At 59.6% G+C, this 22,810-nt stretch carries 20 protein-coding genes; 5 read left to right on the plus strand and 15 right to left on the minus strand.

The annotated features are described in order from the left end of the window. Positions 1 to 3: 3 nt before the first annotated feature. From PG5_RS04090 to PG5_RS04100, 3 genes are read right to left on the minus strand one after another with little or no spacing between them, the layout of a single operon-like run. On the minus strand, positions 4 to 3,057 hold the full coding sequence (locus PG5_RS04090) for an efflux RND transporter permease subunit (protein WP_020795823.1): 3,054 nt from the start codon (positions 3,055 to 3,057) through the stop codon (positions 4 to 6). Continuing rightward, positions 3,054 to 4,121 carry an efflux RND transporter periplasmic adaptor subunit gene (locus PG5_RS04095; RefSeq protein WP_042955232.1) on the minus strand — a complete coding sequence of 356 codons (1,068 nt, stop codon included), beginning with the start codon at positions 4,119 to 4,121 and terminating at the stop codon, positions 3,054 to 3,056. The genes PG5_RS04090 and PG5_RS04095 overlap by 4 nt, the downstream gene beginning before the upstream one ends. Next, positions 4,118 to 5,221, minus strand: coding sequence for an efflux RND transporter periplasmic adaptor subunit (locus PG5_RS04100; protein WP_020795825.1), 1,104 nt, complete (start codon positions 5,219 to 5,221; stop codon positions 4,118 to 4,120). The genes PG5_RS04095 and PG5_RS04100 overlap by 4 nt, the downstream gene beginning before the upstream one ends. Positions 5,222 to 5,405: 184 nt before the next feature. Between PG5_RS04100 and PG5_RS04105 the strand changes: the two genes are divergently transcribed. Continuing rightward, positions 5,406 to 6,602, plus strand: a complete 1,197-nt coding sequence (locus tag PG5_RS04105; protein WP_020795826.1) for an AAA family ATPase — start codon at positions 5,406 to 5,408, stop codon at positions 6,600 to 6,602. 97 nt (positions 6,603 to 6,699) lie between these two features. Here PG5_RS04105 and PG5_RS04110 read toward each other — a convergent pair whose 3' ends face one another. The 4 genes from PG5_RS04110 to PG5_RS04125 all read right to left on the minus strand — a co-directional run bounded on the left by PG5_RS04110 (position 6,700) and on the right by PG5_RS04125 (position 10,983). After that, the gene (locus tag PG5_RS04110; RefSeq protein WP_007972924.1) at positions 6,700 to 7,482 is read right to left on the minus strand and encodes a MetQ/NlpA family ABC transporter substrate-binding protein; all 783 of its coding nucleotides are present in this window, start codon (positions 7,480 to 7,482) and stop codon (positions 6,700 to 6,702) included. A gap of 262 nt (positions 7,483 to 7,744) precedes the next feature. Continuing rightward, the gene (locus tag PG5_RS04115) at positions 7,745 to 8,668 is read right to left on the minus strand and encodes a sigma 54-interacting transcriptional regulator (protein ID WP_020795827.1); all 924 of its coding nucleotides are present in this window, start codon (positions 8,666 to 8,668) and stop codon (positions 7,745 to 7,747) included. A 56-nt stretch (positions 8,669 to 8,724) separates the two neighbouring features. Further along, positions 8,725 to 9,306: an alpha/beta hydrolase gene (locus PG5_RS04120; protein WP_007972928.1), complete on the minus strand. Its 582-nt coding sequence runs from the start codon at positions 9,304 to 9,306 to the stop codon at positions 8,725 to 8,727. A gap of 603 nt (positions 9,307 to 9,909) precedes the next feature. Next, positions 9,910 to 10,983 carry a fatty acid desaturase gene (locus PG5_RS04125; RefSeq protein WP_020795828.1) on the minus strand — a complete coding sequence of 358 codons (1,074 nt, stop codon included), beginning with the start codon at positions 10,981 to 10,983 and terminating at the stop codon, positions 9,910 to 9,912. Positions 10,984 to 11,083: 100 nt separating this feature from the next. Here PG5_RS04125 and PG5_RS04130 point away from each other — a divergent pair, with 100 nt between their 5' ends. Further along, positions 11,084 to 12,088, plus strand: coding sequence for an AraC family transcriptional regulator (locus PG5_RS04130; protein WP_020795829.1), 1,005 nt, complete (start codon positions 11,084 to 11,086; stop codon positions 12,086 to 12,088). Positions 12,089 to 12,232: 144 nt separating this feature from the next. Here the strand turns inward: PG5_RS04130 and PG5_RS04135 are convergent, their stop codons facing one another. After that, entirely contained in the window at positions 12,233 to 12,598 is a 366-nt protein-coding gene (locus PG5_RS04135; protein WP_020795830.1) for a response regulator, read from the minus strand. A gap of 57 nt (positions 12,599 to 12,655) precedes the next feature. Then, a complete protein-coding gene (locus PG5_RS04140; protein ID WP_020795831.1) occupies positions 12,656 to 13,342 on the minus strand; it encodes a Crp/Fnr family transcriptional regulator in 687 nt (228 codons plus the stop codon). Positions 13,343 to 13,426: 84 nt separating this feature from the next. Here PG5_RS04140 and PG5_RS04145 point away from each other — a divergent pair, with 84 nt between their 5' ends. Continuing rightward, on the plus strand, positions 13,427 to 13,948 hold the full coding sequence (locus tag PG5_RS04145) for a DUF962 domain-containing protein (RefSeq protein ID WP_020795832.1): 522 nt from the start codon (positions 13,427 to 13,429) through the stop codon (positions 13,946 to 13,948). Positions 13,949 to 14,052: 104 nt separating this feature from the next. Here PG5_RS04145 and PG5_RS04150 read toward each other — a convergent pair whose 3' ends face one another. The 6 genes from PG5_RS04150 to dibA all read right to left on the minus strand — a co-directional run bounded on the left by PG5_RS04150 (position 14,053) and on the right by dibA (position 20,260). Continuing rightward, entirely contained in the window at positions 14,053 to 15,042 is a 990-nt protein-coding gene (locus PG5_RS04150) for a sulfate/molybdate ABC transporter ATP-binding protein (RefSeq protein WP_020795833.1), read from the minus strand. Between the two features lie 4 nt (positions 15,043 to 15,046). Beyond that, a complete protein-coding gene (gene cysW / locus PG5_RS04155; protein WP_008055400.1) occupies positions 15,047 to 15,919 on the minus strand; it encodes a sulfate ABC transporter permease subunit CysW in 873 nt (290 codons plus the stop codon). A gap of 13 nt (positions 15,920 to 15,932) precedes the next feature. Further along, positions 15,933 to 16,751 carry a sulfate ABC transporter permease subunit CysT gene (cysT, locus tag PG5_RS04160; protein WP_008055402.1) on the minus strand — a complete coding sequence of 273 codons (819 nt, stop codon included), beginning with the start codon at positions 16,749 to 16,751 and terminating at the stop codon, positions 15,933 to 15,935. 69 nt (positions 16,752 to 16,820) lie between these two features. Continuing rightward, positions 16,821 to 17,834, minus strand: coding sequence for a sulfate ABC transporter substrate-binding protein (locus tag PG5_RS04165; RefSeq protein ID WP_020795834.1), 1,014 nt, complete (start codon positions 17,832 to 17,834; stop codon positions 16,821 to 16,823). 153 nt (positions 17,835 to 17,987) lie between these two features. Continuing rightward, positions 17,988 to 18,170: a sulfur starvation response protein OscA gene (oscA, locus tag PG5_RS04170; RefSeq protein WP_007975618.1), complete on the minus strand. Its 183-nt coding sequence runs from the start codon at positions 18,168 to 18,170 to the stop codon at positions 17,988 to 17,990. Positions 18,171 to 18,340: 170 nt separating this feature from the next. Continuing rightward, positions 18,341 to 20,260, minus strand: coding sequence for a phosphodiesterase DibA (dibA, locus tag PG5_RS04175; protein WP_020795835.1), 1,920 nt, complete (start codon positions 20,258 to 20,260; stop codon positions 18,341 to 18,343). A 147-nt stretch (positions 20,261 to 20,407) separates the two neighbouring features. Here dibA and desA point away from each other — a divergent pair, with 147 nt between their 5' ends. Both desA and PG5_RS04185 read left to right on the plus strand, forming a co-directional pair. Beyond that, positions 20,408 to 21,592, plus strand: coding sequence for a delta-9 fatty acid desaturase DesA (gene desA, locus PG5_RS04180; protein ID WP_020795836.1), 1,185 nt, complete (start codon positions 20,408 to 20,410; stop codon positions 21,590 to 21,592). 148 nt (positions 21,593 to 21,740) lie between these two features. Continuing rightward, entirely contained in the window at positions 21,741 to 22,727 is a 987-nt protein-coding gene (locus PG5_RS04185; protein WP_020795837.1) for a sensor domain-containing diguanylate cyclase, read from the plus strand. The last annotated feature ends 83 nt before the right edge of the window (positions 22,728 to 22,810 follow it).

Below are 22,810 nucleotides of genomic sequence, written 5' to 3' on the forward strand. Positions count from 1 at the left end.
GTCTTAGCGCACTTCTTTCTTCGGCTCGCGAATCTTGTACCAGGCCACATACAAGGCCGGCAAAAACAGCAGCGTCAGCAAGGTGGCGACGATGATCCCGCCAATCATCGCGTAGGCCATCGGCCCCCAGAACACTTCCCGGGCAATCGGGATCATGCCCAGGCTCGCCGCCGCCGCGGTCAGCAGGATCGGTCGACGACGATGCTCGGTAGCTTCCACCACCGCATCCCAGGGTGACGAACCTTGTGCCACGAACTCATCGATCTGGGTCACCAGGATCACCGAGTTGCGGATGATGATACCGATCAGCGCCAGGATGCCGAGGATCGCCACGAAGCCCATCGGCGTTCCGGTCGGCACCAGCGCCAGCACCACGCCAATCAGCCCCAGCGGCGCGACGCTGGCCACCAGGAACATCTTCTGCACGCTGTGCAGCTGAATCATCAGGAAGGTGGCCATCAGGAACACCATCAACGGCACCACCTTGTTGATCGGCCCCTGGGCCTTGGCGCTTTCCTCCACCGTACCGCCCGTGGCGACCTTGTAGCCAGCCGGCAACGAGGCGGCGAATTTTTCGATATCCGGCTTGAGCTGTGTCACCAGATCGGTTGGCTGGATATCACCGATGACCGCCGTCTTGATGGTGATTGTCGGTTTGCGGTCGCGACGCCACACCAGCGGTTGCTCGAGTTCGTAGCGCACGGAGGCAAACGCCAGCAGTGGAATGGAGGTGCCGCCCGGTGTGAGGATCTGCAGGTTCTGCAGGGTATCCGGTGAGCCCCGCTCGGCGTCCACGGCGCGACCGACCACGTTGATCAGATAGATATCGTCGTCGACCTGGGTCACCGTCGAGCCGCTGACGATGCTGTTCATCAGGTTCGCCACGTCTTCGGACGACAAGCCGAGCTGGCGCGCCTTGTCCTGGGCGATGTCGATGCGCAGTACCTTGCCTGGCTCGTTCCAGTCGAAAATGATTTCACCGATGTGCGGGTTCTTGTCCAGTTGGCTGGCCAGATCGATGGCGTGCTTGCGCACCTGGTCGATGTCCGGGCCGCTGACGCGGTACTGGATCGGCCGCCCCACGGGTGGGCCCATTTCCAGGGCCTGGACGAAACTGCCGATGCCGACGAAGTCTTTGCGCAGGCGTTCGCGCAGGCGGTCACTGAGGGCTGCGCGCGTCTCGAAGTCTTTACTCACAATCACCAGCTGAGCGTAGTAAGGGTTCTGCAGTTGCTGGTCGAGGGGCAGGTAGAAACGAATCGCGCCCTGGCCGATGTAGGTACTCCAGCGCACGATGTCGGGGTCGCCCTTGAGGGTCGCTTCAAGTTTATCCACGGCTTTGCGGGTTTCATCAATCGAGGCATTTTGCGGCAGGTTCAGATCCACCAGGATTTCCGGGCGATCCGAGGCCGGGAAGAACTGGTTCTGCACAAAGCGCATGCCGACCACCGACAACCCGAACAGCAGCACCGTTATGCCGATCGCCCACCAGCGGTTACGCATGCTCCACAGCAGGCCGCCATTGAACGCCCGCCCGAGGCGCCCGGGCTCTGCCGAGTGCGGCTTCACATTGGTACTGAGGATGTGCACGCCAATCACCGGGGCGAACAACACCGCGACAACCCACGAGACCAACATGGCCACTGCAATGACCGCAAACAGGGTGAAGGTGTATTCACCGGCCGAGCTGCCATTGAGGCCAATGGGTACGAAACCCGCCACTGTTACCAGCGTACCGGTGAGCATCGGGAAGGCGGTCGAAGTGTAGGCAAAGGTCGCGGCCTGTTCCTTGGTTTCGCCCAGTTCCAAACGCGAGACCATCATCTCGACGGTGATCATCGCGTCATCCACCAGGAGTCCGAGAGCGATGATCAATGCGCCGAGGGAAATTCGCTGCATGGTGATGCCGCTGTATTCCATGAACACGAAGACCATCGCCAGCACCAGCGGGATCGAGCACGCCACCACCAGCCCCGCGCGTACGCCGAGGCTGATGAAGCTGACCACCAACACGATCACCACGGCTTCGAACAACGCACTGGTGAACCCGCCTACGGCCGCTTCCACGACGACAGACTGATCGGACACGTTGTGCACACCGACGCCTACTGGCAGATCCGCCGTGAGCTCGCTGATGCGCTGGTGCAGGGCCTTACCGAAGTCCTGGATGTTGCCGCCCGTTTGCATCGCAATGGCCAAACCGATGGCGGGTTGGCCATTGAAGCGAAATTCCGGGGTCGACGGGTCGACGTAACCACGGCGAATATCGGCGATATCGGCCAGGCGATAGAAACGGTCATTGAGCCGCAAGTTGACGTTGGCCAGATCCTTCTCGGAAATGAACTGCCCGGACGTGCGCACGGAAATCCGCTCCGGACCGGCTTCGATCACCCCGGACGGCGTCACGGCGTTCTGGGTCTGCAGGGCTTGTACGACTTGCTGCTCGTCGATGCCCAGCGCCGCCAGTTTGCGTGTCGAGAAATTCAGGTAGAGCACTTCGTCCTGCTGGCCGACCATCTCGATCTTGCCCAGCCCCGGCACACCGCGGATATCGGCGCGCGCCTGCTCGACGTAATCGCGCAACTGGCGCAACGACAGGCCATCGGCGGTGAAGGCGTAGATCGAACCAAACACGTCACCGAACTCGTCGTTGAACGACGGCCCCTGAATGCCCTGGGGAAACGAGTAGCGGATGTCGCCGATTTTCTTGCGCACCTGGTACCAGATTTCCGGGATGTCCTTGGCCTTGGTGGTATCGCGCAAGTACACGTAGACCGTGGATTCGCCAGGGCGGGTATAGCTTTTCACGTAGTCGAGGGAATCAAGCTCTTCGAGCTTTTTCTCGATACGGTCGGTGATCTGCTTGAGGGTTTCTTCCTGGGTTGCACCGGGCCAGCGGGTCTGGATCACCATGGTCTTGATGGTGAACGACGGGTCTTCCTCGCGACCCAGGTTCAGGTACGAGAAGACGCCCATCAGCAGAGAAACAAACATCAAATACCAGACGAACGACTGATGCTTGAGGGCCCATTCGGATAAGTTGAAACTCCCTTTCATTGTGGGTTGCCCTCATCGACTTTCACTTTCTGCCCCGGCTTGAGGCTGTTCACACCGGCACTGACGACTCGCTCGCCAGCCTTGATATCGTTGGCCAGCACCACCGTAGTTTGCGTACGGCTGACGATGCTGACATCCCTTGGAGAAACCGTTTGCGTCTGCGCATCAATGATCCAGACGCGGTTTTTGCCGTCGACCTCCTGCAAGGCACTCAGGGGGAGCTCGATGCGCGGCTTGATCGCGCTACTCAAGGTCACGCTGATCGCCGTGCCGAGGCGAAACGCCGGCGGTGTTTCGGTCAGCGTCAGGCGTGCGCGCCGGGTTCGGGTCGCACTTTCGGCCTGGGGTTCGATTTCACGCACAATGGCCGTGGTGGCAATGTTCGGGTTCAGTTGCGAGGCAACCTGGAACACCACGTCGGCGGGCAACTGGTCGATCAAGGTGTCGGGCAGGTCGATCACCGCTTCCTTGATGTCCGGCTGCGCCAAAGTGACCACCTGCTGGCCCGCGGTGACGACCTGCCCGGCTTCGGCACTCCACGCCGTGACCACGGCCTTGTGATCGGCGCGCAACTCGACATAGTTGAGCTGGTCCCTGGCTTGGCTGACCGCGGCCTTGGCCTGGTCGAGCGAGGCCTGGGTGGTTTTCAGGTCGGTGAGTGCGCTGTCGAGCTGCGCCTGGGAGCCCACCCCGCGATCAAACAATTGCTGCTGTCGCCGGGCGCTGGCCTGGGCGTTGATGAGTTGCGCCTGGACACTCGCCAGGTCGCCCTCGGCCGAACGCAACTGGTTCTGCTGGTCGGTGGGATCAAGCGTGGCGAGCAAGGCCCCTTTGTCGACTTCGGCACCGACATCGACGCTGCGACTGGCTATGCGCCCCGGTACTCGGAAACCGATATTGCTTTCATAACGGGCCTGGATGCTGCCCGCGAAACGCCCGAGATTCTGCTCATCCAGGGCCTGGACCGTGATCGACAACACTGGACGCACTATTTCCGGGGCGGGTTCTTCTTTCGAGCAGGCCAGCAGCATCATACCGGCGAGCACCACTAACAGACGCTTCATTGCGCAGCCCCCACAGACAAATCCTTGTAGGTGTCTTCGGCGATTTCCACCGTCACACCGGGGTGCAGCAACTGACCGCCCGCGACGACGACTTTTTCACCGCCGGTCAGTCCGGCGCTGATGATGACTTTACCGGTCAGGTAGCGGCCAACCTTGACGTTGTGCAATTGCGCCTTGCCCTCCCCATCCACCAGCCACACCGCCGGCTCGCTGACATTTTTGGTCAGCGCCGACCACGGCAGCTCCACGGCGGACTTGCCCCGGGTATTGGCGGTGGCACTCACCACCGAGCCCAATTGCATCCCTGGCGGCAAGCTGTCGAGGGTGACTTTGACCTGCACCGTACCCGTTTGCTCGGAGACGGCCGGAGTGACTTCCCGCACGGTCCCGGTGGTCTTGACCGCCGGATTATCCAGCAGACTGACCACCACCGCCCTGTCCGACGGTGGCTCGGCCAGTAGCGACTCGTAGACGTTGAACACCGCATCCCGATCCCCGTCCCGGGCCAGGCTGAAAATCGGCACCGTGGCCTGCACCACCTGGCCGACCTCGGCCTGCCGCGCCGTGATCACGCCCGGTGCGTCGGCGATCAACGCGGTGTAGCTCAATTGTTCACGGGCGTTGGCCAGTTGCGCCTCGGCAGCCGCGAGCGAACTTTGGGTGCTGCGCAATGCCGCCTGGGCGGAATCGTATTCGCTCTGGCTGGTATAGCCCTTGGGCAACAATTTCTGCTGGCGCACGAAGGCCGCGGCGTTCTGCTTGACCTTGGCCTGCTCGGCGACGACCTGGGCCTGGGCCGAATCGACGTTGGTCTGCAGGTCCTTGGGATCGAGCCGGGCGAGCACCTGCCTGGCCGAGACCCGGTCACCGACATCCACCATACGCTGGATGATCTTGCCCCCGACGCGGAACGACAACTCAGTCTGCACCCGGGCCTGGACATCACCGGTCAACGTGATGTTGACGGCGTAGTCGGCCAGCTTGACCTCTTGCACGAAAACCCGGGGCCGGTTCTTTTCGACCGGCGCCTCTTCACTGCAGGCGCTCAGCAAGGCCAACAGGCTCAGGCCAAGCGCTATTTTCATTCCGGGACCAACCATGCAGACTCCTTTGCGTTTAACGGGCGCGATTCGCATGTGAGCTTAGAACAGGGATTAACCTTCGCCTACGCAATAATCGTCATTTCCTACACAGGAGCTGCGAAAGGCTGAGATCTTTTGCATTTAAATGATAAGAATCAAAAAAGATCGCAGTCTCCGGCAGCGCCTACAGAGAACGTCCTTCATGCTCAAGACCCTCGCGGTGGCCAATTACCGCTCGATCAACAAACTGGTCATTCCGCTGGGTCGGTTGAACCTGATTACTGGCCCCAACGGCAGTGGTAAATCCAATCTCTACCGCGCGCTGCGCCTATTGGCGGAAACGGCTCAGGGTGGCGTGGTCAATGCGTTGGCTCGCGAGGGTGGACTTCATTCGACCTTCTGGGCCGGCCCGGAAACCATCACCCGGCGCATGCGCAATGGCGAAGTGCCGGTAGAGACGACGGTGCGACAGGGCGTGAAGCGTTTGCGATTGGGATTTACCGGAGAAGAATTCGGATACTCGATCAGCCTGGGGCTGCCCGATTCGAATGGTCATTTCATGCTCCCTGGAAACCCTTTACCCATTCCGTCACGTTTCAGCCTCGACCCGCAAATCAAGCGCGAATGTCTGTGGGCCGGGACGTTCTATCGCCCAGCAAGCGTTTTGGTAGATCGTGACGGCCCGCTGATTCGCAGTCGGTCCAACCGCAGCTGGGACGTGCTGGCGCAACACACGCCGAATTTCGACAGCCTGTTCGATCAGGTCGGCAGCCTGCGTACTTCGCCGGAAGTCCTGGAGACTCGTGAGTTCATCCGCCGCTGGCGCTTCTACGATCACTTTCGCAGCGATGCCGACGCTCTGGTGCGTCAGCCACAACTGGGCACCCGCACCCCGGTATTGCACCACGACGGTCGGGACCTGGCGGCAGCATTGCAGACCATTATCGAAATCGGCGACCCCGAGGCATTGCGCAACGCGATCAGTGACGCATTTCCCGGTGCACGACTGCACATCGAACCGCTTCCCGGCGGACGCTTTGCTATCGAGTTCTATCAGGAAGGTTTGCTGCGGCCGTTGTCGGCGGCTGAGTTGTCGGACGGGACGTTGCGTTACTTGCTATTGGTGGCGGCACTGCTGACGCCCCGGCCGCCGACATTGATGGTGCTGAACGAACCGGAAACCAGTCTGCATCCGGATCTGCTGCCAGCGCTGGCGAGGCTGATTATCCGGGCGTCGGAGCAATGCCAGGTGTGGGTGGTGTCCCATGCGCGACGCCTGATTTCGGCACTGCAAGAGGACCCGCAGTGCAATTGCATCGTGCTGGAGAAAAACCTCGGGCAAACCGGGATTGTCGGGCAGCGGATGCTGGATGAGCCGGCGTGGTATTGGCCGGATTGAGGCACATGGATTGTTCCCACGCTCTGCGTGGGAACGATCACGCCGACGCTGTCTCAGCTGTCGGCGTTGGCAACCTGGAACGGGTTTACCTCGTGAATCAGAACGCTGGCAAAACCGCGCCGCTGTACTTCTTCTCGATGAAAGCTTTCACTTCCGGGCTGGTCAGGGCCTTGGCCAGTTTCTGGATGGCGACGCTGTCCTTGTTATCAGGACGAGCCACCAGGAAGTTGACGTAAGGCGAATCGGCACCTTCTATCACCAGTGCATCCTTGGCCGGGTTCAGGCCCGCTTCCAGCGCGTAGTTGGTGTTGATCATGTCCAGGTCAACCTGGTCCAGCACACGCGGCAGCATGGCGGACTCAAGCTCCTTGAACTTGAAGTTGTGCGGGTTCTTGGCGATGTCTTTCGGGGTGGCCAGGGCGTTCTTCGGGTCTTTCAACTCGATCAGGCCAGCCTTCTGCAACAGGATCAGGGCACGGCCGCTGTTGCTGCCTTCGTTAGGGATGGCAATGGTCGCGCCGTCTTTCAGCTCGGCCAGGGTTTTGACTTTCTTCGAGTAGCCACCGAACGGTTCGACGTGAACGCCGATCACGGTTTCCAGGTGAGTGCCTTTGCCTTCGTTGAAGCTCTTCAGGTACGGCAGGGTCTGGAAGTAGTTGGCGTCCAGACGCTTCTGGTCGACCTGCACGTTTGGCTGAACGTAGTCGGTGAAAACCTTGATTTCCAGGTCCACGCCTTCTTTGGCGAGGGTTGGCTTGATCAGTTCGAGAATCTCGGCGTGTGGAACCGGGGTCGCCGCAACCACCAGTTTCTCGCCAGCCTGTGCCAGGCCCGCAGTCAGGGCAGCCGCCAGTGCGGTGAACAACAGAACCTTTTTCATGCAGTGTCCTTATCGAAAATCACGGTCGCTTGTGGCGACGGCTAGATATTTAGGTGCCAGTGAAGTGCTATCGCTGGCGTGACGCGGACAATACCGGGATTTTTTATTCCCGAATAATATCTTTTATTCACTTTCATATTCCATTTTGTTCATACATCGCCACAACCCATGTAGGAGCTGCCGCAGGCTGCGATCTTTTGATTTTGCTCCTTTGTGACCTCAAGGCAGCTGAAAATCAAAAGATCGCAGCCTGCGGCAGCTCCTACAGGAGGCCGGCGTTTTGTAGAAGGCGTTTCAAGGCTTCTTTCTCAGCAGTGGAGCCGCTTCCGAGTATCCGCTTGAGCTGCTGTTCGACCTGCTTCAGCCCTTCATCAGGCAAATTCAAATGCTCCGGCAAAATCTCGTCGCCGGTACTCACCAACAGCGCAAAGTGAATGACGTTTTCCAGCTCACGGGTATTGCCCGGCCAGCTATGTCGCTCCAGCACCGCTTGCGCGGCCTCGCTGATCAACGGCACTGGCAGGTCCAGGCGCTGGCTGTAGATGCCGAGGAAGTATTCGGCCAACGACAGGATGTCGCCCACACGTTCGCGCAGTGCTGGTAGTTCGAGTTGACCTTCGCTGAGGTAATGGTAGAGCCGCTCGTGGAATTTCCCGGCGGCGACAGCCTGGGCCAGGTCGATACTGGTAGCGGCGACCAGGCGCACGTCCACCGGGCTCGGTTGATGCGCACCGACGCGGGTCACTTCGTGGTTTTCCAGGGCGGCGAGCAATTTGATTTGTATCGGCAGCGGCAGGTCGCCGATTTCATCCAGGTACAACGTGCCACCGTTGGCCGAACCGAACCAACCGGCGCGGCTGCTGGCAGAACCGCTGTAGCTGCCGGCGGCATAGCCGAACAATTCGGCGTCGGCATAGGTTGGGCTGATTGCTCCGCAATTGACCGAGACGAACAAACCGCCGCGATCACTGGCGCGGTGGATGTGCCGGGCCAGCAGTTCCTTGCCGCTGCCGGTTTCACCACGAATCAGTACCGAGATCGAGCGCGGTGCCAGCTGTTCCAGCTCCTGGCGTAATTGCCGCGAGCGCGGGTCGACGAATACCAGCGCCTTGGCGCGGATGCTCAGGGGACTTTTTTCAGCATCGGGAAAGGTCAGCAGTGGCTGACCAAAGGTTTCAAAGCTCATGGCAGACTCCCGCCCAAAACCGCCAGGGGACGGGGGCGTTGAAAAAAACAAAAGGTTCAGGCGCGGCGCAGGGCGTGGTGTTCCATGCGGTTTTGCAGACGATAGAGATAGGCAAAACCCTGCTCCCAACGCTGATGACCCGACTTCACATTGATGTGCCCGGCACCCGCCAGGATCCCCGCCTCCGCGCCCCAGTTACGCGCCAGCTCCAGAGCCCGCGGCGCGCTGACGGCGCTGTCGTTGTCAGAGCTGACAACCTGGCTGGGAAACGGCAAAAGATCGGTTGGAATCGGTGCAAAATTGCGCAGCGCCGGCGCGCAAGCCGGGCGTTCGACGTCCGCTGGCGCGACCAGCAAGGCACCACGTACCTGACGCAGAAACTGCACTGGCGCCGTAGCCGCCCAGTGCGCGACGGTGATGCAGCCAAGGCTGTGGGCGATCAGGATGACGGGAGTGCTGTCGGCTGCAATCGCCTCGGCCAGCGCCGCCACCCAGTCTTCACGACGCGGCGTCAGCCAGTCCGCCTGCTCCACCCGTGCGCTGTTCGGCAAACTGTTTTGCCAGTGGCTTTGCCAATGATCTTCTGGCGATCCTTGCCAGCCCGGCACAATCAGGTAGCGAATTGATTCGTTGCGCATGGGGCAAGCTCTCCTGCTGCGTGTCTGTTCCTGATCGAGTATAGGGATGGGATTTATATTCGTTAAGGAATAAGAAGCTATTTATTAAGTCCTGAATCGAATATAAGAATTGTGGGAGCTGGCTTGCCAGCGAAGGCGTCCTTCCAGTCAAAGAGCTACCGCCTGACAAACCGCTTACGCTGGGAAGCCAGCTCCTACAGGTAAAAAAAGGGGCCGCACCCTGCCAAGGAGACGGCCCCAGGAAACTTGAAAAATTGTCAGCGCGCAGTGATCACCGACAACTTGATCAATAACGTCATGGTGAATTCCTCCTATAAACGTTTCGCGCTAAATAGGTGTCGGTTTAATGAATCTTGAAGTCGATGGGGATGCCCGAGGTCGAGCAAATTGCTACCCGATGGCTTAATCATCAAGCCAGACGCTTATCTCTTAAAGTAATTTTTAACGTTATAGATAGACCAAAAAAGAATATTAACAATGTGTGATTTACTGCGGCTTTGCTCTGTAAGGGCTGCAGAGACCAGACATTGAGTGAGCCGCCATTTCAGCCGGATTGAGGTTGTCTGAAAAATCGCTATCGCTGGCAAGTCAGCGATGAGGCCATCAGACGCGCACGCCCTCTACGGTTTCACCCTGAGCTTCGTCCTTGCGCACAAACCGGTTCGCCCGCGCAAACGTCCCGAAATCATTGAACCGCACCCCCATCTCACGCATCACTTTATGCGCCACCGGCACGGTCATCTGGCGGATGTAGAACGGTTCCTTCACCACAAAGTGATGAATCCCGTGGCTGCTGCCGAAGTTGAAGCAGAACGCCTGCAACGGCCATAGCCACCAGGCATTCAACACCTGGCACTGCTGCATCACGTTCCCCGGCTCGATGTCACCGTAGTAGTGCATGTTCGAACTGATGAAGTGCAGGCAAAAGGTGCGCAGCACATTCGGGCCGATGATCACCACCGTGGCGATATCAATCACGCTCATCACCGACACCGTGGTCGCCGACCACTCGATCGGCGTGCCCATCAGGTAGGCGATGCCATTCGCGGTGTGGAAACCGAGAAACACATACCACGCGCCCCAATGTATTAGCGCCAGCGGTGCATAGACCTTCAGGGTGCGCTGGATGATGCTGAGCTTCATCGCCCAGGTCTTGGCCCGCAGCATGCGGATGAACGACGACATGATGTTGTCGCCAATCATCAACAACCGCGCGAAACCCCAAGGCTCGCCGTTGGTGATGGCACGCTCTTCCATGTCGGTTTCGGAGCCGGATACCTTGTGGTGATTGAGGTGCAGGTGACGACGAATCCACGGATTGATCGTGCTCGGACGCGCCAGCCAGACCAGGCCCATCATCACGTTGTGCGGCACCCGCTGTTTGCGAAAGTACATGCTGTGAATCAGGTCGTGCTCGAGTTCGTGGGTCAGGGACGCAAAAAAAGCATTGAGCAGCATGCACACCCACCAAGCCATGTGACCCTGGATGTAGAGCGCCGCCGAGCCGATCATCCCGGCCAGCGCGAAGGCCAGGATGCCCGCGCCCAAGGCGTCCTGGTGCTTGAGAATCGGGTAGCGCTGGCGCAGTTCTACGCCCTTGGCCAGCACCACTTCACGAATATGTGCCGATCGCGCAGCTGCATTCAATCGCTGGGGACTTGCAGAAGTACCTTGCATGCTTCCATCCTCTGGTTATTGATGTTCGCATCCTGCCCGCTTCACACACCTGGAGCGGTAGCCGAGAACGCCAACCTGTTGACCGGAAGCGCCAATCAGCATGACTGAACCGACCTCCCTCGCCAGCTGGACCCGCGCCCTGCGCAAGCAACTCGACGCCCTGGGCCTCGACAGCACCGCCCTGTGCCAGCAGGCCGGGCTCGACCCGCAACTGATGGACGACCCGAATGCGCGCTATCCGTTGTCCGGCACCACGCGCCTGTGGGAAATCGCGGTACAGGTCAGCGGCGACCCGGCGATTGGCCTGCGCGTCTCGCGCTTCGTCAGCCCCACGACCTTCCACGCGCTAGGTTATGCACTGGTGGCCAGCGGCAGCTTGCGCGAAGTCTTCGAGCGCATCGTGCGCTATCACCAGGTGGTCAGCGACGCCCTGGAACTGGAGCTGACCCGCTGCGATGACCGCTACTGTTTCCATCTGAAAATCCCGCCAGGCAATCCAGCCCCGGCCTTCGAAGCCATCGACGCCTTCGTGGCGATTTATGTGCGCACTTGCCGCAATCGCCTGGGCCGCGACTATGCACCGCTGGCGGTGTACTTGCGTCGCCCTGAACCGGCGGACCCGCACCAATGGCACAAGGTGTTTCGCTCGCCAGTGTATTTCGCCACCGGCGAGGATCGGCTGGAATTCGCGCTGTCTGATTTCGACAGTCACCTGGACGATGCCAACCCGGAACTGGCCGAACACAACGAAACCGTGCTCAACCGTACCCTGGCGCAGCTCAAACCGCTGACGTGGGAACGCAAGGTCCGCGACGCCATTGAAGAGCAATTGCCGGAAGGCGAACCCAGCGCCGAACACATCGCCAAGGCTCTGCACCTGAGTCTGCGCAGCCTGCAACGGCACCTGGCGGATGAGGGTTGCCGGTTCGATACGCTGCTCAACGAAAGCCGCGAAAACCTGGCGTTGCTGCACCTGCGTGATCCGCAATGCTCATTGAGTGAGATCAGCTATTTGCTGGGGTTTGCCGATACCAGCAGCTTCAGCCGTGCGTTCAAGCGCTGGACGGGGATGACACCGGGGCAGTTTCGGGATGGGTTGCGGTGATTGATCCAGGAGGTTGGTTGTCTCGTCTGGCCTCTTCGCGAGCGGGCTCGCTCCCACAGTTGAACGAGTTGTTCAGACTGACCCGGTCTAATGTGGGAGCGAGCCTGCTCGCGAAGAGGCCCGGACAGGCACCACAGAAACCACTCAGCGCCCCCGATCCCGCCGCAACAACTTGCGCACCCGCGCCACCAGCTCACTCACGGCAAACGGCTTGATCAGGTAATCATCCTCGTGCAACTCCAACCCACGCAGGCGATCCTCGATGCCGTCCTTGGTGGTGAGGAACAGCACAGGGGTTTCGCCGAGCTTGCGGATCTGTTGCAGCAACTGCCAACCGTTGAGCCCTGGCAGCATGACGTCGAGGATAATCAGCTCATATTCGCCATTCTCGATAAAGCGCCGGCCGTCCATGCCATTGACCGCTACATCCACCACAAAGCTTGCCTCACTCAAGCCATTGGCCAGAAGTTTGGCGAGTCCTGGTTTGTCTTCTACTAGCAGTACACGCATGGCACACCTCGACTGTCGTTCTGACAGGCTAAGCGCGTTCACGGATAAAGCCCACCATTAAACAACAACCAACGCCCGCAACCGTTGCACATCGAGGATTTCGATCTCGCCATACCCGAGACGCAATATCCCCTGCCCCTGCAGATCCTTGAGGATCTGGTTGGTGGTCTGGCGTGACAGCGACAACATGGCAGCAAGCTGTTCTTGCGGCAGTTGCAGGACGCGACGCGGTTCGTCGAGCTGGCCGTAGCCTTCGGCGATCATCAGCAAGCGATGCGCCAGCCGGGCCGGGGCCGGCAACAGGCTCAACTGTTCGAGATTGATGAAGGTCATGCGCAGTTTCTGGCTCATCAGCAATGCCAGTTGCCGCCAATGCCCTGGCTGTTCGTCGAGCATCTTGAGCAGCACGGTTTGCGGGAGGTGCAGCAGCGTGCTCTGCCCCACGCCGAACGCATCATGGGTACGTGGCTGACCGTCGAACAGGCAGATCTCGCCGAACCAGTTAGGCGATTCCACCAGGCCCAGCAATGCCTCCTTGCCCTGCTCGTTGACGGCGCCGACGCGAACCGCACCTTCAAGCACCGCGTACAGCCCACAGGGCGGATCGCCACGCTGGAACAGGCGCTGACCCGCTGACAGGTGCCGTACCCGCGCAGCACCCAGCAGACTATCCTGTAGGGACACAGGCAGATGGCTGAACCACTGACCACGCATCAGGCGCGCACGCCAGACCTGCTTATCCATCAAAACTCCTAGAGATTGTCGTCTGGCTGACAGAGCGCGAAATGGCCCCAAGGCATGATCAGTCACCCTACAGGAGGAATAACAATGAAAAAAAGCCTCGTTGACCATCTCAGTCAATACGCCGCCTACCACCGCGACCCGCGCAACATCGCCACCCACTTCGTCGGCATTCCATTGATCGTCGTGGCAGTGGCGGTCTTGTTGTCCCGTCCGCAATGGGCCGGGGGCTGGCTTTCGCCTGCGGTGCTGGTGTCACTGGCGTCGGCGTGGTTCTACCTGCGCCTGGAGTTGCGCCTCGGCGTGCTGATGACGGTGTTGCTGGGGCTGTGCGTTTGGGCCGGCCAGGCACTCGCGCAGCAAAGCACGCTGGTCTGGTTGAGCAGTGGTGCGGCAATGTTTGTGATTGGCTGGGCGATTCAGTTTGTCGGGCATCACTACGAAGGTCGCAAGCCGGCGTTTGTCGATGATGTGACGGGGTTGATTGTCGGGCCGTTGTTTGTGGTGGTTGAACTGGCGTTTTTGCTGGGGATGCGCCATGAACTCAAAGAGCAGATCGAGGCGCGGGCGGGGGGTGTGCGGGTTAATCCAAAGCGCGCTGCTATCTAGATCGCAATCGCGAGCAGGCTCGCTCCCACAGTGGATCTCGGTTGTTCACAGATTTTGTGTTCACTGATGATCAAAATGTGGGAGCGAGCCTGCTCGCGAAGCTTTTAGAGGTTGGCGACTTTCTGCCAGACCTTCGGCTTGAAGAACAGCGTCTCGCCCTTCGCCAGGCCGATCAGGCTGTCGTGATCCTTCACCACTTCGGCCTCGATCAAATCACTCTGCCCTTCGACCTTCAGCGTCACGCGAGTGGTCGCGCCCAGCGGACGGATATCCCGCACTTCGGCCGCATGGTGATCTTCCAGTTCATGCCGCGACAGCGACACTTCGTGCGGACGGAACAGCACGTGATTGTCTTCTCCCAGATGCAGGCGGTTCGAATCGCCGAGGAAGTGATAGACGAAATCGCTGGCGGGATTTTCGTAGACATCACCCGGCGAGCCGATCTGTTCGATCACGCCCTTGTTCATCACTACGATGCGATCAGCGACTTCCATCGCCTCTTCCTGGTCGTGGGTCACGAAAACGGACGTCAGGTTGATGTCTTCATGCAGGCGCGCCAACCAACGCCGCAGCTCCTTGCGGACCTTGGCGTCGAGAGCGCCGAAGGGTTCGTCGAGCAGCAGCACTTTCGGCTCCACCGCCAAGGCGCGGGCAAGGGCGATACGCTGACGCTGACCGCCGGAGAGTTGTTCCGGGTAGCGATCAGCCAACCAATCCAACTGCACCATGTTCAGCAGTTCGTGAACCTTGGTTGCGATCTGGCTTTCGCTCGGGCGCTGGTTTTTCGGCTTCATGCGCAGGCCAAACGCGACGTTGTCGAACACCGTCATGTGGCGGAACAAGGCGTAGTGCTGGAACACGAAACCGACGTTGCGATCACGCACGTCGTGGCCGGAGACGTCTTCGCCGTGGAACACGATATTGCCCTGGTCCGGGGTTTCCAGGCCGGCGATGATCCGCAGCAACGTGGTCTTGCCGCAGCCGGACGGGCCAAGCAACGCCACCAGCTCACCGCTCTGAATGTCCAGGCTGATGTCATTCAGCGCCTTGAACGCATTGAAATTCTTGCTGACATTACGCACTTCGATCGACATGAAATCATTCCTCCGCGGCGCTGGCGCGCAGGCGGTTAATACGGTTTTCGCTCCACTGCTTGAGCAGCAGGATGAAGAGCGCCAGGATCAGCAACAGGCTCGCCACGGCGAACGCGGCCACGTGGTTGTATTCGTTGTAGAGGATCTCGACGTGCAGCGGCAAGGTGTTGGTCACCCCGCGAATGTGCCCGGAAACCACCGACACCGCACCGAATTCACCCATGGCCCGCGCGGTACAGAGCACCACGCCGTAGATCAGGCCCCATTTGATGTTGGGCACGGTGACGTGCCAGAACATCTGCCAGCCATTGGCCCCGAGCAAACGCGCGGCCTCCTCTTCCTGAGTGCCTTGTTCCTGCATCAGCGGGATCAGCTCACGGGCCACGAACGGCACGGTGACGAAAATCGTCGCCAGCACGATGCCCGGCAAGGCGAAGACGATCTGGATGTCGTGATCCTGCAGCCACGGGCCGAATAGCCCCTGGGCGCCGAACATCAGCACATAGACCAGACCGGCGATAACGGGCGATACCGAGAATGGCAGGTCGATCAGGGTCACCAGCATGCTTTTGCCGCGGAACGAGTACTTGCTCACGCACCATGCGGCGCTGACGCCGAACACCAGGTTCAACGGCACCGATATCAATACGGCAATCACCGTGAGTTTCAGCGCCGACAGTGCGTCGGGTTCGAAGATCGCGGTGAAGAACGCACCCAGGCCATTTTTCAAACCCTGGGACACCACGATAAACAGCGGCAGTAACAGGAACAGCGCAAAAATCAGCCAGCCAAGGCCGATCAGGATTCGCCGCGACGTTGCACTGCCACGGCGGGCAGCGTTGGCCGAAGAGGCGGCAGCAATAGACGATTGGGACATTGTTCGCGCCTCCTTATGGGGTTTCGATACGCCGCTGCAGCAAGTTGATCAGCAGCAACAGAATGAAGGAAACCACCAACATCAGTACACCAATGGAGGTAGCGCCGGTGTAATCGTATTGGTCGAGCTTGACCATGATCAGCAGCGGCAGGATCTCGGTTTTCATCGGCATGTTGCCGGCGATGAAAATCACCGAACCGTACTCGCCAACCCCGCGGGCAAAGGCCAAGGCGAAACCGGTTAGCCAGGCCGGCAGCAATGCGGGCAGCAGGATATGACGGGCAACCTGCCAGGGTTTGGCACCCAGGCACGCCGCCGCTTCTTCCACTTCACGGGGAATATCGGCCAACACCGGCTGTACCGTACGTACTACGAATGGAAGTGTCACAAAAGTGAGGGCCAGGGTGATGCCCAGGGGGGTGTAGGCAATCTTGAAACCCAGATCCGCTGCAAATTGACCTACCAGACCGGTGGGGGTGTACAGCGCGGTCAGTGCAATACCGGCCACGGCGGTAGGCAATGCGAAAGGCAAGTCGATCATTGCATCGATGACTTTGCGTCCGGGGAAGGTATAGCGCACCAACACCCACGCTAGCAGCGTGCCAATGATGCCGTTGATGATTGCGGCATAAAGGGCGGTGCCGAAGCTCAGTTTCAACGCCGCCAATACCCGTGGCGCCGAGATAATTGCCCAGAACTGATCCCAGGTGAGTTGAGCGGCGTGCACGAACATCGCCGCCAGTGGTATGAGCACAATCAGGCTGAGGTACACCAAGGTGTAGCCCAGCGTCAGCCCGAAGCCGGGTATGACGGGGGAGATACGACGCGACATAAGAGTCCTTGGTTGAGAACGCACAAAGCCTCGAATCGCGATTCGAGGCTCCTTGATGGCTATTTAAGATTACTGCGCCTGGTAAATCTGGTCGAATACGCCGCCGTCGTTGAAGAATTTCGGCTGCGCGGTTTTCCAGCCGCCGAAGTCTTTGTCGATGGTCACCAGGTCCAGTTTCGGGAACTGCTGGACGTATTTGGCGGCCACATCCTTGTCACGTGGACGATAGAAGTTTTTCGCGGCAATTTCCTGGCCGGCAGGGCTGTACAGATGCTTGAGGTAGGCTTCGGCGATCTGCTCGTTGCCCTTTTTCTCGGCGTTCTTGTCGACCACGGCCACTGGCGGCTCGGCAAGGATCGATAGCGAAGGCACGACGATCTCGAACTTGTCGGCGCCGCCATCTTCTTTCAAGGCCAGGAAGGCTTCGTTTTCCCAGGCCAGCAACACGTCACCCTGACCGTTGTTGACGAAGGTAATGGTCGAGCCACGAGCACCGGTGTCCAGTACAGGCACGTGCTTGAACAGGGTTTGCACATATTCCTTGGCCTTGGCTTCGTCACCGCCGTTGGCTTTCAGGCCATAGGCCCAGGCAGCGAGGAAGTTCCAGCGTGCTCCACCGGAGGTTTTCGGGTTCGGGGTGATCACCGAGACGTCGTTCTTGACCAAGTCGCCCCAGTCCTTGATGCCTTTAGGGTTGCCCTTGCGCACCAGGAACACGATGGTCGAAGTGTACGGCGTGCTGGCTTCCGGCAGACGCTTCTGCCAGTCGACCGGCAGGGTCTTGCCGAGCTTGGCGATTTCGTCGATATCGCCGGCCAGGGCCAAGGTCACCACATCAGCGCGCAGGCCGTCGATCACCGCCCGGCCCTGCTTGCCCGAGCCACCGTGAGACTGCTGGATTTTAACGCTGTCACCGGGATTACTTTTCTTCCAGAAGCTGACGAATTCAGCGTTGTAATCCTGGTACAGCTCACGGGTCGGGTCGTATGACACGTTAAGCAGTTCGTAATCCTTGGCAACGGCGGAACCGGCAAACAAGGCGCTGGCCAGGGCGGCCAAGGCGAAATGGCGAATCGACGACATGGTGAAAGCTCCTGGAATTCTTAAATGTGTTGGCTTTTCTTATGATCTGGAATCGGGTTGCCTGCTCAAAGATCGCAGCCTTCGGCAGCTCCTACAGGGAATTGCGTGCCCCTGTAGGAGCTGCCGCAGGCTGCGATCTTTTGATCTTTCGCTTCAGCCCGGTTTATTGCCCGGTTGCTGCAAGCGGAATTTTTCCTTGCGTTCGATCTGGACCACCTGGGCGTTGTGCACGGTGATTTCCACCGCACCAAACCGCAGGTCGCGCAGGGCGCTCTGGATTTCGCGCAGGATGGTTGCTTCGTCCTGGCCGTCAACGCTACGTAGAGATGCGCTCATGGTGCTGCTCCTTCGACTGAGAGGTTGCCTGGCAGTGGCGGCACTGCTTACGGCGTGAGACCAATAGTAGAGAGGCGCTGATATTCTTAAAAAGACTATTTAAGAATGTTTATATAACCAGAAGAGATTATTCGGCGGGACAACGGTTTGCGGCGCTGAAGATCAAAAGATCAACGAATGACTGGGATTCGAGACCAATCCAATTGCCCGGCCGGCACTGGCCGCCCAAACCAGTACCCCTGCCCCAGATGACTGCCGTGTTCCAACAGGAACGCCGCCTGCTCGACCTGCTCGATGCCTTCGGCTTGCACCTGCATGCCCATGCTCTGCGCCAGGGCGATGATGACCCGCACAATGGCCACGTCGTCTTCATCCGCTGGCAACCCGGCGACAAAGCCCTGATCGATCTTGAGTTTCTGCACCGGCAGGCGCTTGAGCCGCAGCAGCGACGAATAACCGGTGCCGAAATCATCGATGGCCAGTTGCACACCCAATTCACGTAGGCGGTGCATTTGCTCAAGCGCAACTTCTGGATCTTCCATCACCGCACTCTCGGTGACTTCCAACTCCAGGAAAGCCGGGTCCAAACCGGTTTCACGCAGTACCTGCGCAACCTGTTGGTACAACTCGCGGCCGGCGAACAGACGCGATGAAACATTCACCGCGACAAACGACAACGCCACGCCCGCCCGCAGCCACTGGCACATCTGCTCGCAGGCCTGGCGCATCACCCAGGCGTCGATCCGGGCGATCAGGCCGGTTCGCTCGGCAATCGGAATGAATTGCGCAGGCGACACCAGGCCGCGCTGTGGATGCTCCCAGCGCACCAGTGCCTCGACGCCGATCAGGCGACAGGTCTTGAGATCGTGAACAGGCTGGTAATACACACGCAGCTCATTTTGCTCAAGGGCCCTGCGCAGCTCGGAGGCCGTCTCGACCCGCTGCTGGGCATGGGCGGTCAACTCTTCGGTGTACAGGGCATAGCCATCTCGCCCGCCACTCTTGGCCTTGAACAGCGCCGAGTCGGCATTGCGCAACAACTGTTCGGCACTCAAGGCGTCGCTGGGGAAGAGGCTGATACCGATGCTGACGTTGATGAACAATCGATGCCCGTGAATGTCGAATGGCTCCTTGAGACCCTCGATGATCCGCTCGGCCAGCGCTGCCGCCTGCATCAGTTGCGGGCAGCTTTCGGCCAGCACGGCGAACTCATCGCCACCCAGGCGCGCCAACGTGATTCCAGGGTCGAACATGGCACTCAAGCGATTGGCCACCGCCTTGAGCAATTGGTCACCCATCGTGTGCCCAAGGCTATCGTTGATCATCACGAAGTGATCCAGGTCGATCATCAGCAATGCACAGCCACGTTTGTGGATTTGCGCCGATGCCAGGGCTTGCGTGGCGCGGTCGGTGAACAGCAGGCGATTGGGCAGGCCGGTGAGCGGATCGTGATGAGCCAGGCGCCTCAACTCATCTTCAGAGTCCTTGATCGCGCTGATATCGGAAAACACCGCCACGAAATGACTGCAGCGCCCATGATCATCGTGAATGAGGCGGATGGTCTGCCATTGCGGGTAGATTTCGCCGCTTTTGCGGCGGTTCCAGATTTCCCCGCTCCATTCGCCGACGCTGTTGAGCGTGGCGAACATCGCCTGATAGAACGCGGGGGGATGATGCCCCGACTTGAACAGACTGGGCTGGCGCCCCAGCACTTCTTCACGCTGATAGCCGGTGATAGCCATAAAGGCGCGGTTCACATGCACGATCAGCCCTTGATGATCGGTGACCAACACGCCTTCTCGGGTGCAATCGAACACGGCGGCCGCCTGGCGCAGGCGCTCGCGGTCTTCGCTTCGTCCCTGCAATGTCGCGCCGCCGCCCAGGCAACGCATCAGCCGCGATCGGGCGAGGAAGATCACGCCTGCGCTCAACACCACCCAAACGTGACCGTTGATCAGTTGCCAGCGAAGGCGCTCGGCCGAATTATCGAATAAGCTGCTCAATAAATAGCCACTGAGCTGCATCCAGATCAGCGAAATCAGCAGGTAAAGCAGTGCTGCGCGCACGGCATTGCGATAGCTGGCAGACATAAGGCTGTCCATGTCCCTACGGAAAAGTCGGGATTATAGATTAAAGACACATCCTGCCACTCATATCTGAAAGGGCGACTGGTTTTATCTGTCCGCTTAGTGATAATGCATCGGCTGTTTTTTTCTTTTTCGAGGGCCCTATAGCCTATGTGGTACGAAGGTTTTCTCGGCTTGTCGCCCTGGTCACTGGTGGCAGTCACCCTGCTGATGACCCATGTCACAATCATCGGCGTCACGGTCTATCTGCACCGCTACTCGGCCCATCGCTCGCTTGAGTTGAATGCTGGCCTGAAACATTTCTTCCGTTTCTGGCTGTGGTTGACCACGGCGCAGAACACCCGCGAGTGGACCGCTATCCATCGCAAGCATCACGCCAAGTGCGAAACCGTCGATGACCCGCACAGCCCGGTGATCAAGGGCCTCTCCACCGTTCTGCGCAAAGGCGCCGAACTGTATCGCGCCGAAGCGGAAAACCCCGAGACCTTGCGCATCTATGGCAAGAACTGCCCCGATGACTGGATCGAACGTAACGTCTACACCCGTTTCCCACTGTTGGGCGTGGCGATCATGGCCGTTATCGACCTGCTGCTGTTCGGCACCATTGGCATCACCATCTGGGCCATCCAGATGATGTGGATCCCGGTGTGGGCCGCCGGCGTGGTCAATGGCCTTGGCCATGCCGTGGGTTACCGCAACTTCGAGTGCCGCGATGCGGCGACCAACCTGGTGCCTTGGGGCATTCTCATCGGTGGTGAAGAACTGCATAACAACCATCACACCTACCCTAACTCGGCAAAACTGTCGGTGAAGAAGTGGGAGTTCGATCTGGGCTGGGCCTGGATTCAAGTGTTCAGCTTCCTGCGCCTGGCCAAGGTCCAGCGGGTCGCGCCCATTGCCCACCGCGTCGAAGGCAAGGGCAACCTGGACATGGACACCGCCATGGCGATCCTCAACAACCGCTTCCAGATCATGGCCCAGTACCGCAAGCTGGTGATCGGGCCGCTGGTCAAGCAAGAGCTGGAAAAGGTCGATCACTCGGTCCGCCACCAGTTCCACCGCGCCAAGCGTCTGCTCTCGCGGGAAACCAGCTTGCTCGACGACAAGCACCACGTACGCATCCAGAACATGCTCGAACACAGCCAGGCGCTGAAGGTAATCTACGAGAAACGCCTGGCCTTGCAGCAGATCTGGGTCAAGACCAGCTCAAATGGTCACGACATGCTGGCTGCCATCAAGGACTGGGTACACGAAGCCGAAGCCAGCGGGATTCAATCGCTGCGTGACTTCGCCGATCAGTTGAAAACCTACTCCCTGCGCCCAAGCGCTGCCTGACGCCGTTGATCGGTGCGCCCATTGCCGGGGCGCACCCTTCGGAACTTCGCTGCAAATCCCTTATCTCAAAGACACTTCGCCATCCAGGCGGGCTTCGCTGTGGTCGCCTAGAACCTTGAGCGGTGCACGCCCCTTGAGATTTGTGACGATGGTCAATAACCAACAAGACTCATCCCTTGCGCAATGGCCCGAGGCCGCGCAAACCCTTATGGCGCTGATGCACGCCCAAGGCGAGGTGGCGCGCCTGAGCGAACGTGAACAGCTGCTGAGCACCTTGCTGGTGAGCGTCAACGCGGTGCTGTGGGCATTCAATTGGGAAACCCGCCAGGTGCTGTATGTCAGCCCCGCCTATGAACGGATTTTCGGCCGCAGCGCCGACCTGCTGCTGGCCGACTACAACCAGTGGCGCGACAGCATTTACCCTGACGACCTGGAGTACGCCGAGCGCAGCCTGGCAGACGTGCTGGTCAAAGGTGCCGTTGAAGACCGCGAGTACCGAATCATCACCGCTGACGGCCAGCTGCGCTGGCTCAGCGACAAGTGCTTCATCAACCGGCAGGCCGAGCCTGGGCAGCCGGTGATCATTGTCGGCATCGCCGAAGACATCACCGACAAAAAGCAACTGGAGTCCGAACTGCAACGACTGGCGACCACCGACGCCCTGACCAGCAGCAGCAACCGCCGGCATTTCTTCGAAGGCGCTGAGCACGAATTCGAACAGGCGCGACAACAGGGCACGCCGTTATCGTTTCTCATGCTGGATATCGATGATTTCAAGGCCATCAACGACACCTACGGCCACCAGGAAGGCGATAACGTGCTGCAACGTATCGCCGACTGTGGCCGAGCCGCATTGCGTCGCGGTGACCTGTTCGGACGCATTGGTGGCGAGGAATTTGCCGCCGTCTTCCCCGGCTGCACGCCGGACATGGCCCTGCAAGTAGCCGAGCGCGTGCAACGGGAGATTCAGGGTTTGACCTTCAACCATGAAGGCCAGACTTTCGGTATCACCGTCAGCCAGGGGCTGACCAGCCTTACTGCCGAGGATGAAAGCGTGGAAAGCCTGTTTGCCCGCGCGGATGCGGCGATGTACGAGGCCAAGCGCCAGGGCAAGAACCGGATCATCACGGCCTGACCCGTCCAACACATAACTCCTGTAGGAGCCGGCTTGCTGGCGAATCCAGACGACTCGGTGTGTCAGATACACCGCCATCGCTG

This window comes from Pseudomonas sp. G5(2012), from assembly GCF_000408945.1.
GTDB classification, from domain to species: domain Bacteria; phylum Pseudomonadota; class Gammaproteobacteria; order Pseudomonadales; family Pseudomonadaceae; genus Aquipseudomonas; species Aquipseudomonas umsongensis.

Coding starts and splice junctions, on each gene's coding strand:
- PG5_RS04090 (WP_020795823.1), bottom strand. CDS start 3,057: ATGAAAGGGAGTTTCAACTTATCCGAATGGGCCCTCAAGCATCAGTCG.
- PG5_RS04095 (WP_042955232.1), bottom strand. CDS start 4,121: ATGAAGCGTCTGTTAGTGGTGCTCGCCGGTATGATGCTGCTGGCCTGC.
- PG5_RS04100 (WP_020795825.1), bottom strand. CDS start 5,221: ATGGTTGGTCCCGGAATGAAAATAGCGCTTGGCCTGAGCCTGTTGGCC.
- PG5_RS04105 (WP_020795826.1), top strand. CDS start 5,406: ATGCTCAAGACCCTCGCGGTGGCCAATTACCGCTCGATCAACAAACTG.
- PG5_RS04110 (WP_007972924.1), bottom strand. CDS start 7,482: ATGAAAAAGGTTCTGTTGTTCACCGCACTGGCGGCTGCCCTGACTGCG.
- PG5_RS04115 (WP_020795827.1), bottom strand. CDS start 8,668: ATGAGCTTTGAAACCTTTGGTCAGCCACTGCTGACCTTTCCCGATGCT.
- PG5_RS04120 (WP_007972928.1), bottom strand. CDS start 9,306: ATGCGCAACGAATCAATTCGCTACCTGATTGTGCCGGGCTGGCAAGGA.
- PG5_RS04125 (WP_020795828.1), bottom strand. CDS start 10,983: ATGCAAGGTACTTCTGCAAGTCCCCAGCGATTGAATGCAGCTGCGCGA.
- PG5_RS04130 (WP_020795829.1), top strand. CDS start 11,084: ATGACTGAACCGACCTCCCTCGCCAGCTGGACCCGCGCCCTGCGCAAG.
- PG5_RS04135 (WP_020795830.1), bottom strand. CDS start 12,598: ATGCGTGTACTGCTAGTAGAAGACAAACCAGGACTCGCCAAACTTCTG.
- PG5_RS04140 (WP_020795831.1), bottom strand. CDS start 13,342: ATGGATAAGCAGGTCTGGCGTGCGCGCCTGATGCGTGGTCAGTGGTTC.
- PG5_RS04145 (WP_020795832.1), top strand. CDS start 13,427: ATGAAAAAAAGCCTCGTTGACCATCTCAGTCAATACGCCGCCTACCAC.
- PG5_RS04150 (WP_020795833.1), bottom strand. CDS start 15,042: ATGTCGATCGAAGTGCGTAATGTCAGCAAGAATTTCAATGCGTTCAAG.
- cysW (WP_008055400.1), bottom strand. CDS start 15,919: ATGTCCCAATCGTCTATTGCTGCCGCCTCTTCGGCCAACGCTGCCCGC.
- cysT (WP_008055402.1), bottom strand. CDS start 16,751: ATGTCGCGTCGTATCTCCCCCGTCATACCCGGCTTCGGGCTGACGCTG.
- PG5_RS04165 (WP_020795834.1), bottom strand. CDS start 17,834: ATGTCGTCGATTCGCCATTTCGCCTTGGCCGCCCTGGCCAGCGCCTTG.
- oscA (WP_007975618.1), bottom strand. CDS start 18,170: ATGAGCGCATCTCTACGTAGCGTTGACGGCCAGGACGAAGCAACCATC.
- dibA (WP_020795835.1), bottom strand. CDS start 20,260: ATGTCTGCCAGCTATCGCAATGCCGTGCGCGCAGCACTGCTTTACCTG.
- desA (WP_020795836.1), top strand. CDS start 20,408: ATGTGGTACGAAGGTTTTCTCGGCTTGTCGCCCTGGTCACTGGTGGCA.
- PG5_RS04185 (WP_020795837.1), top strand. CDS start 21,741: ATGGTCAATAACCAACAAGACTCATCCCTTGCGCAATGGCCCGAGGCC.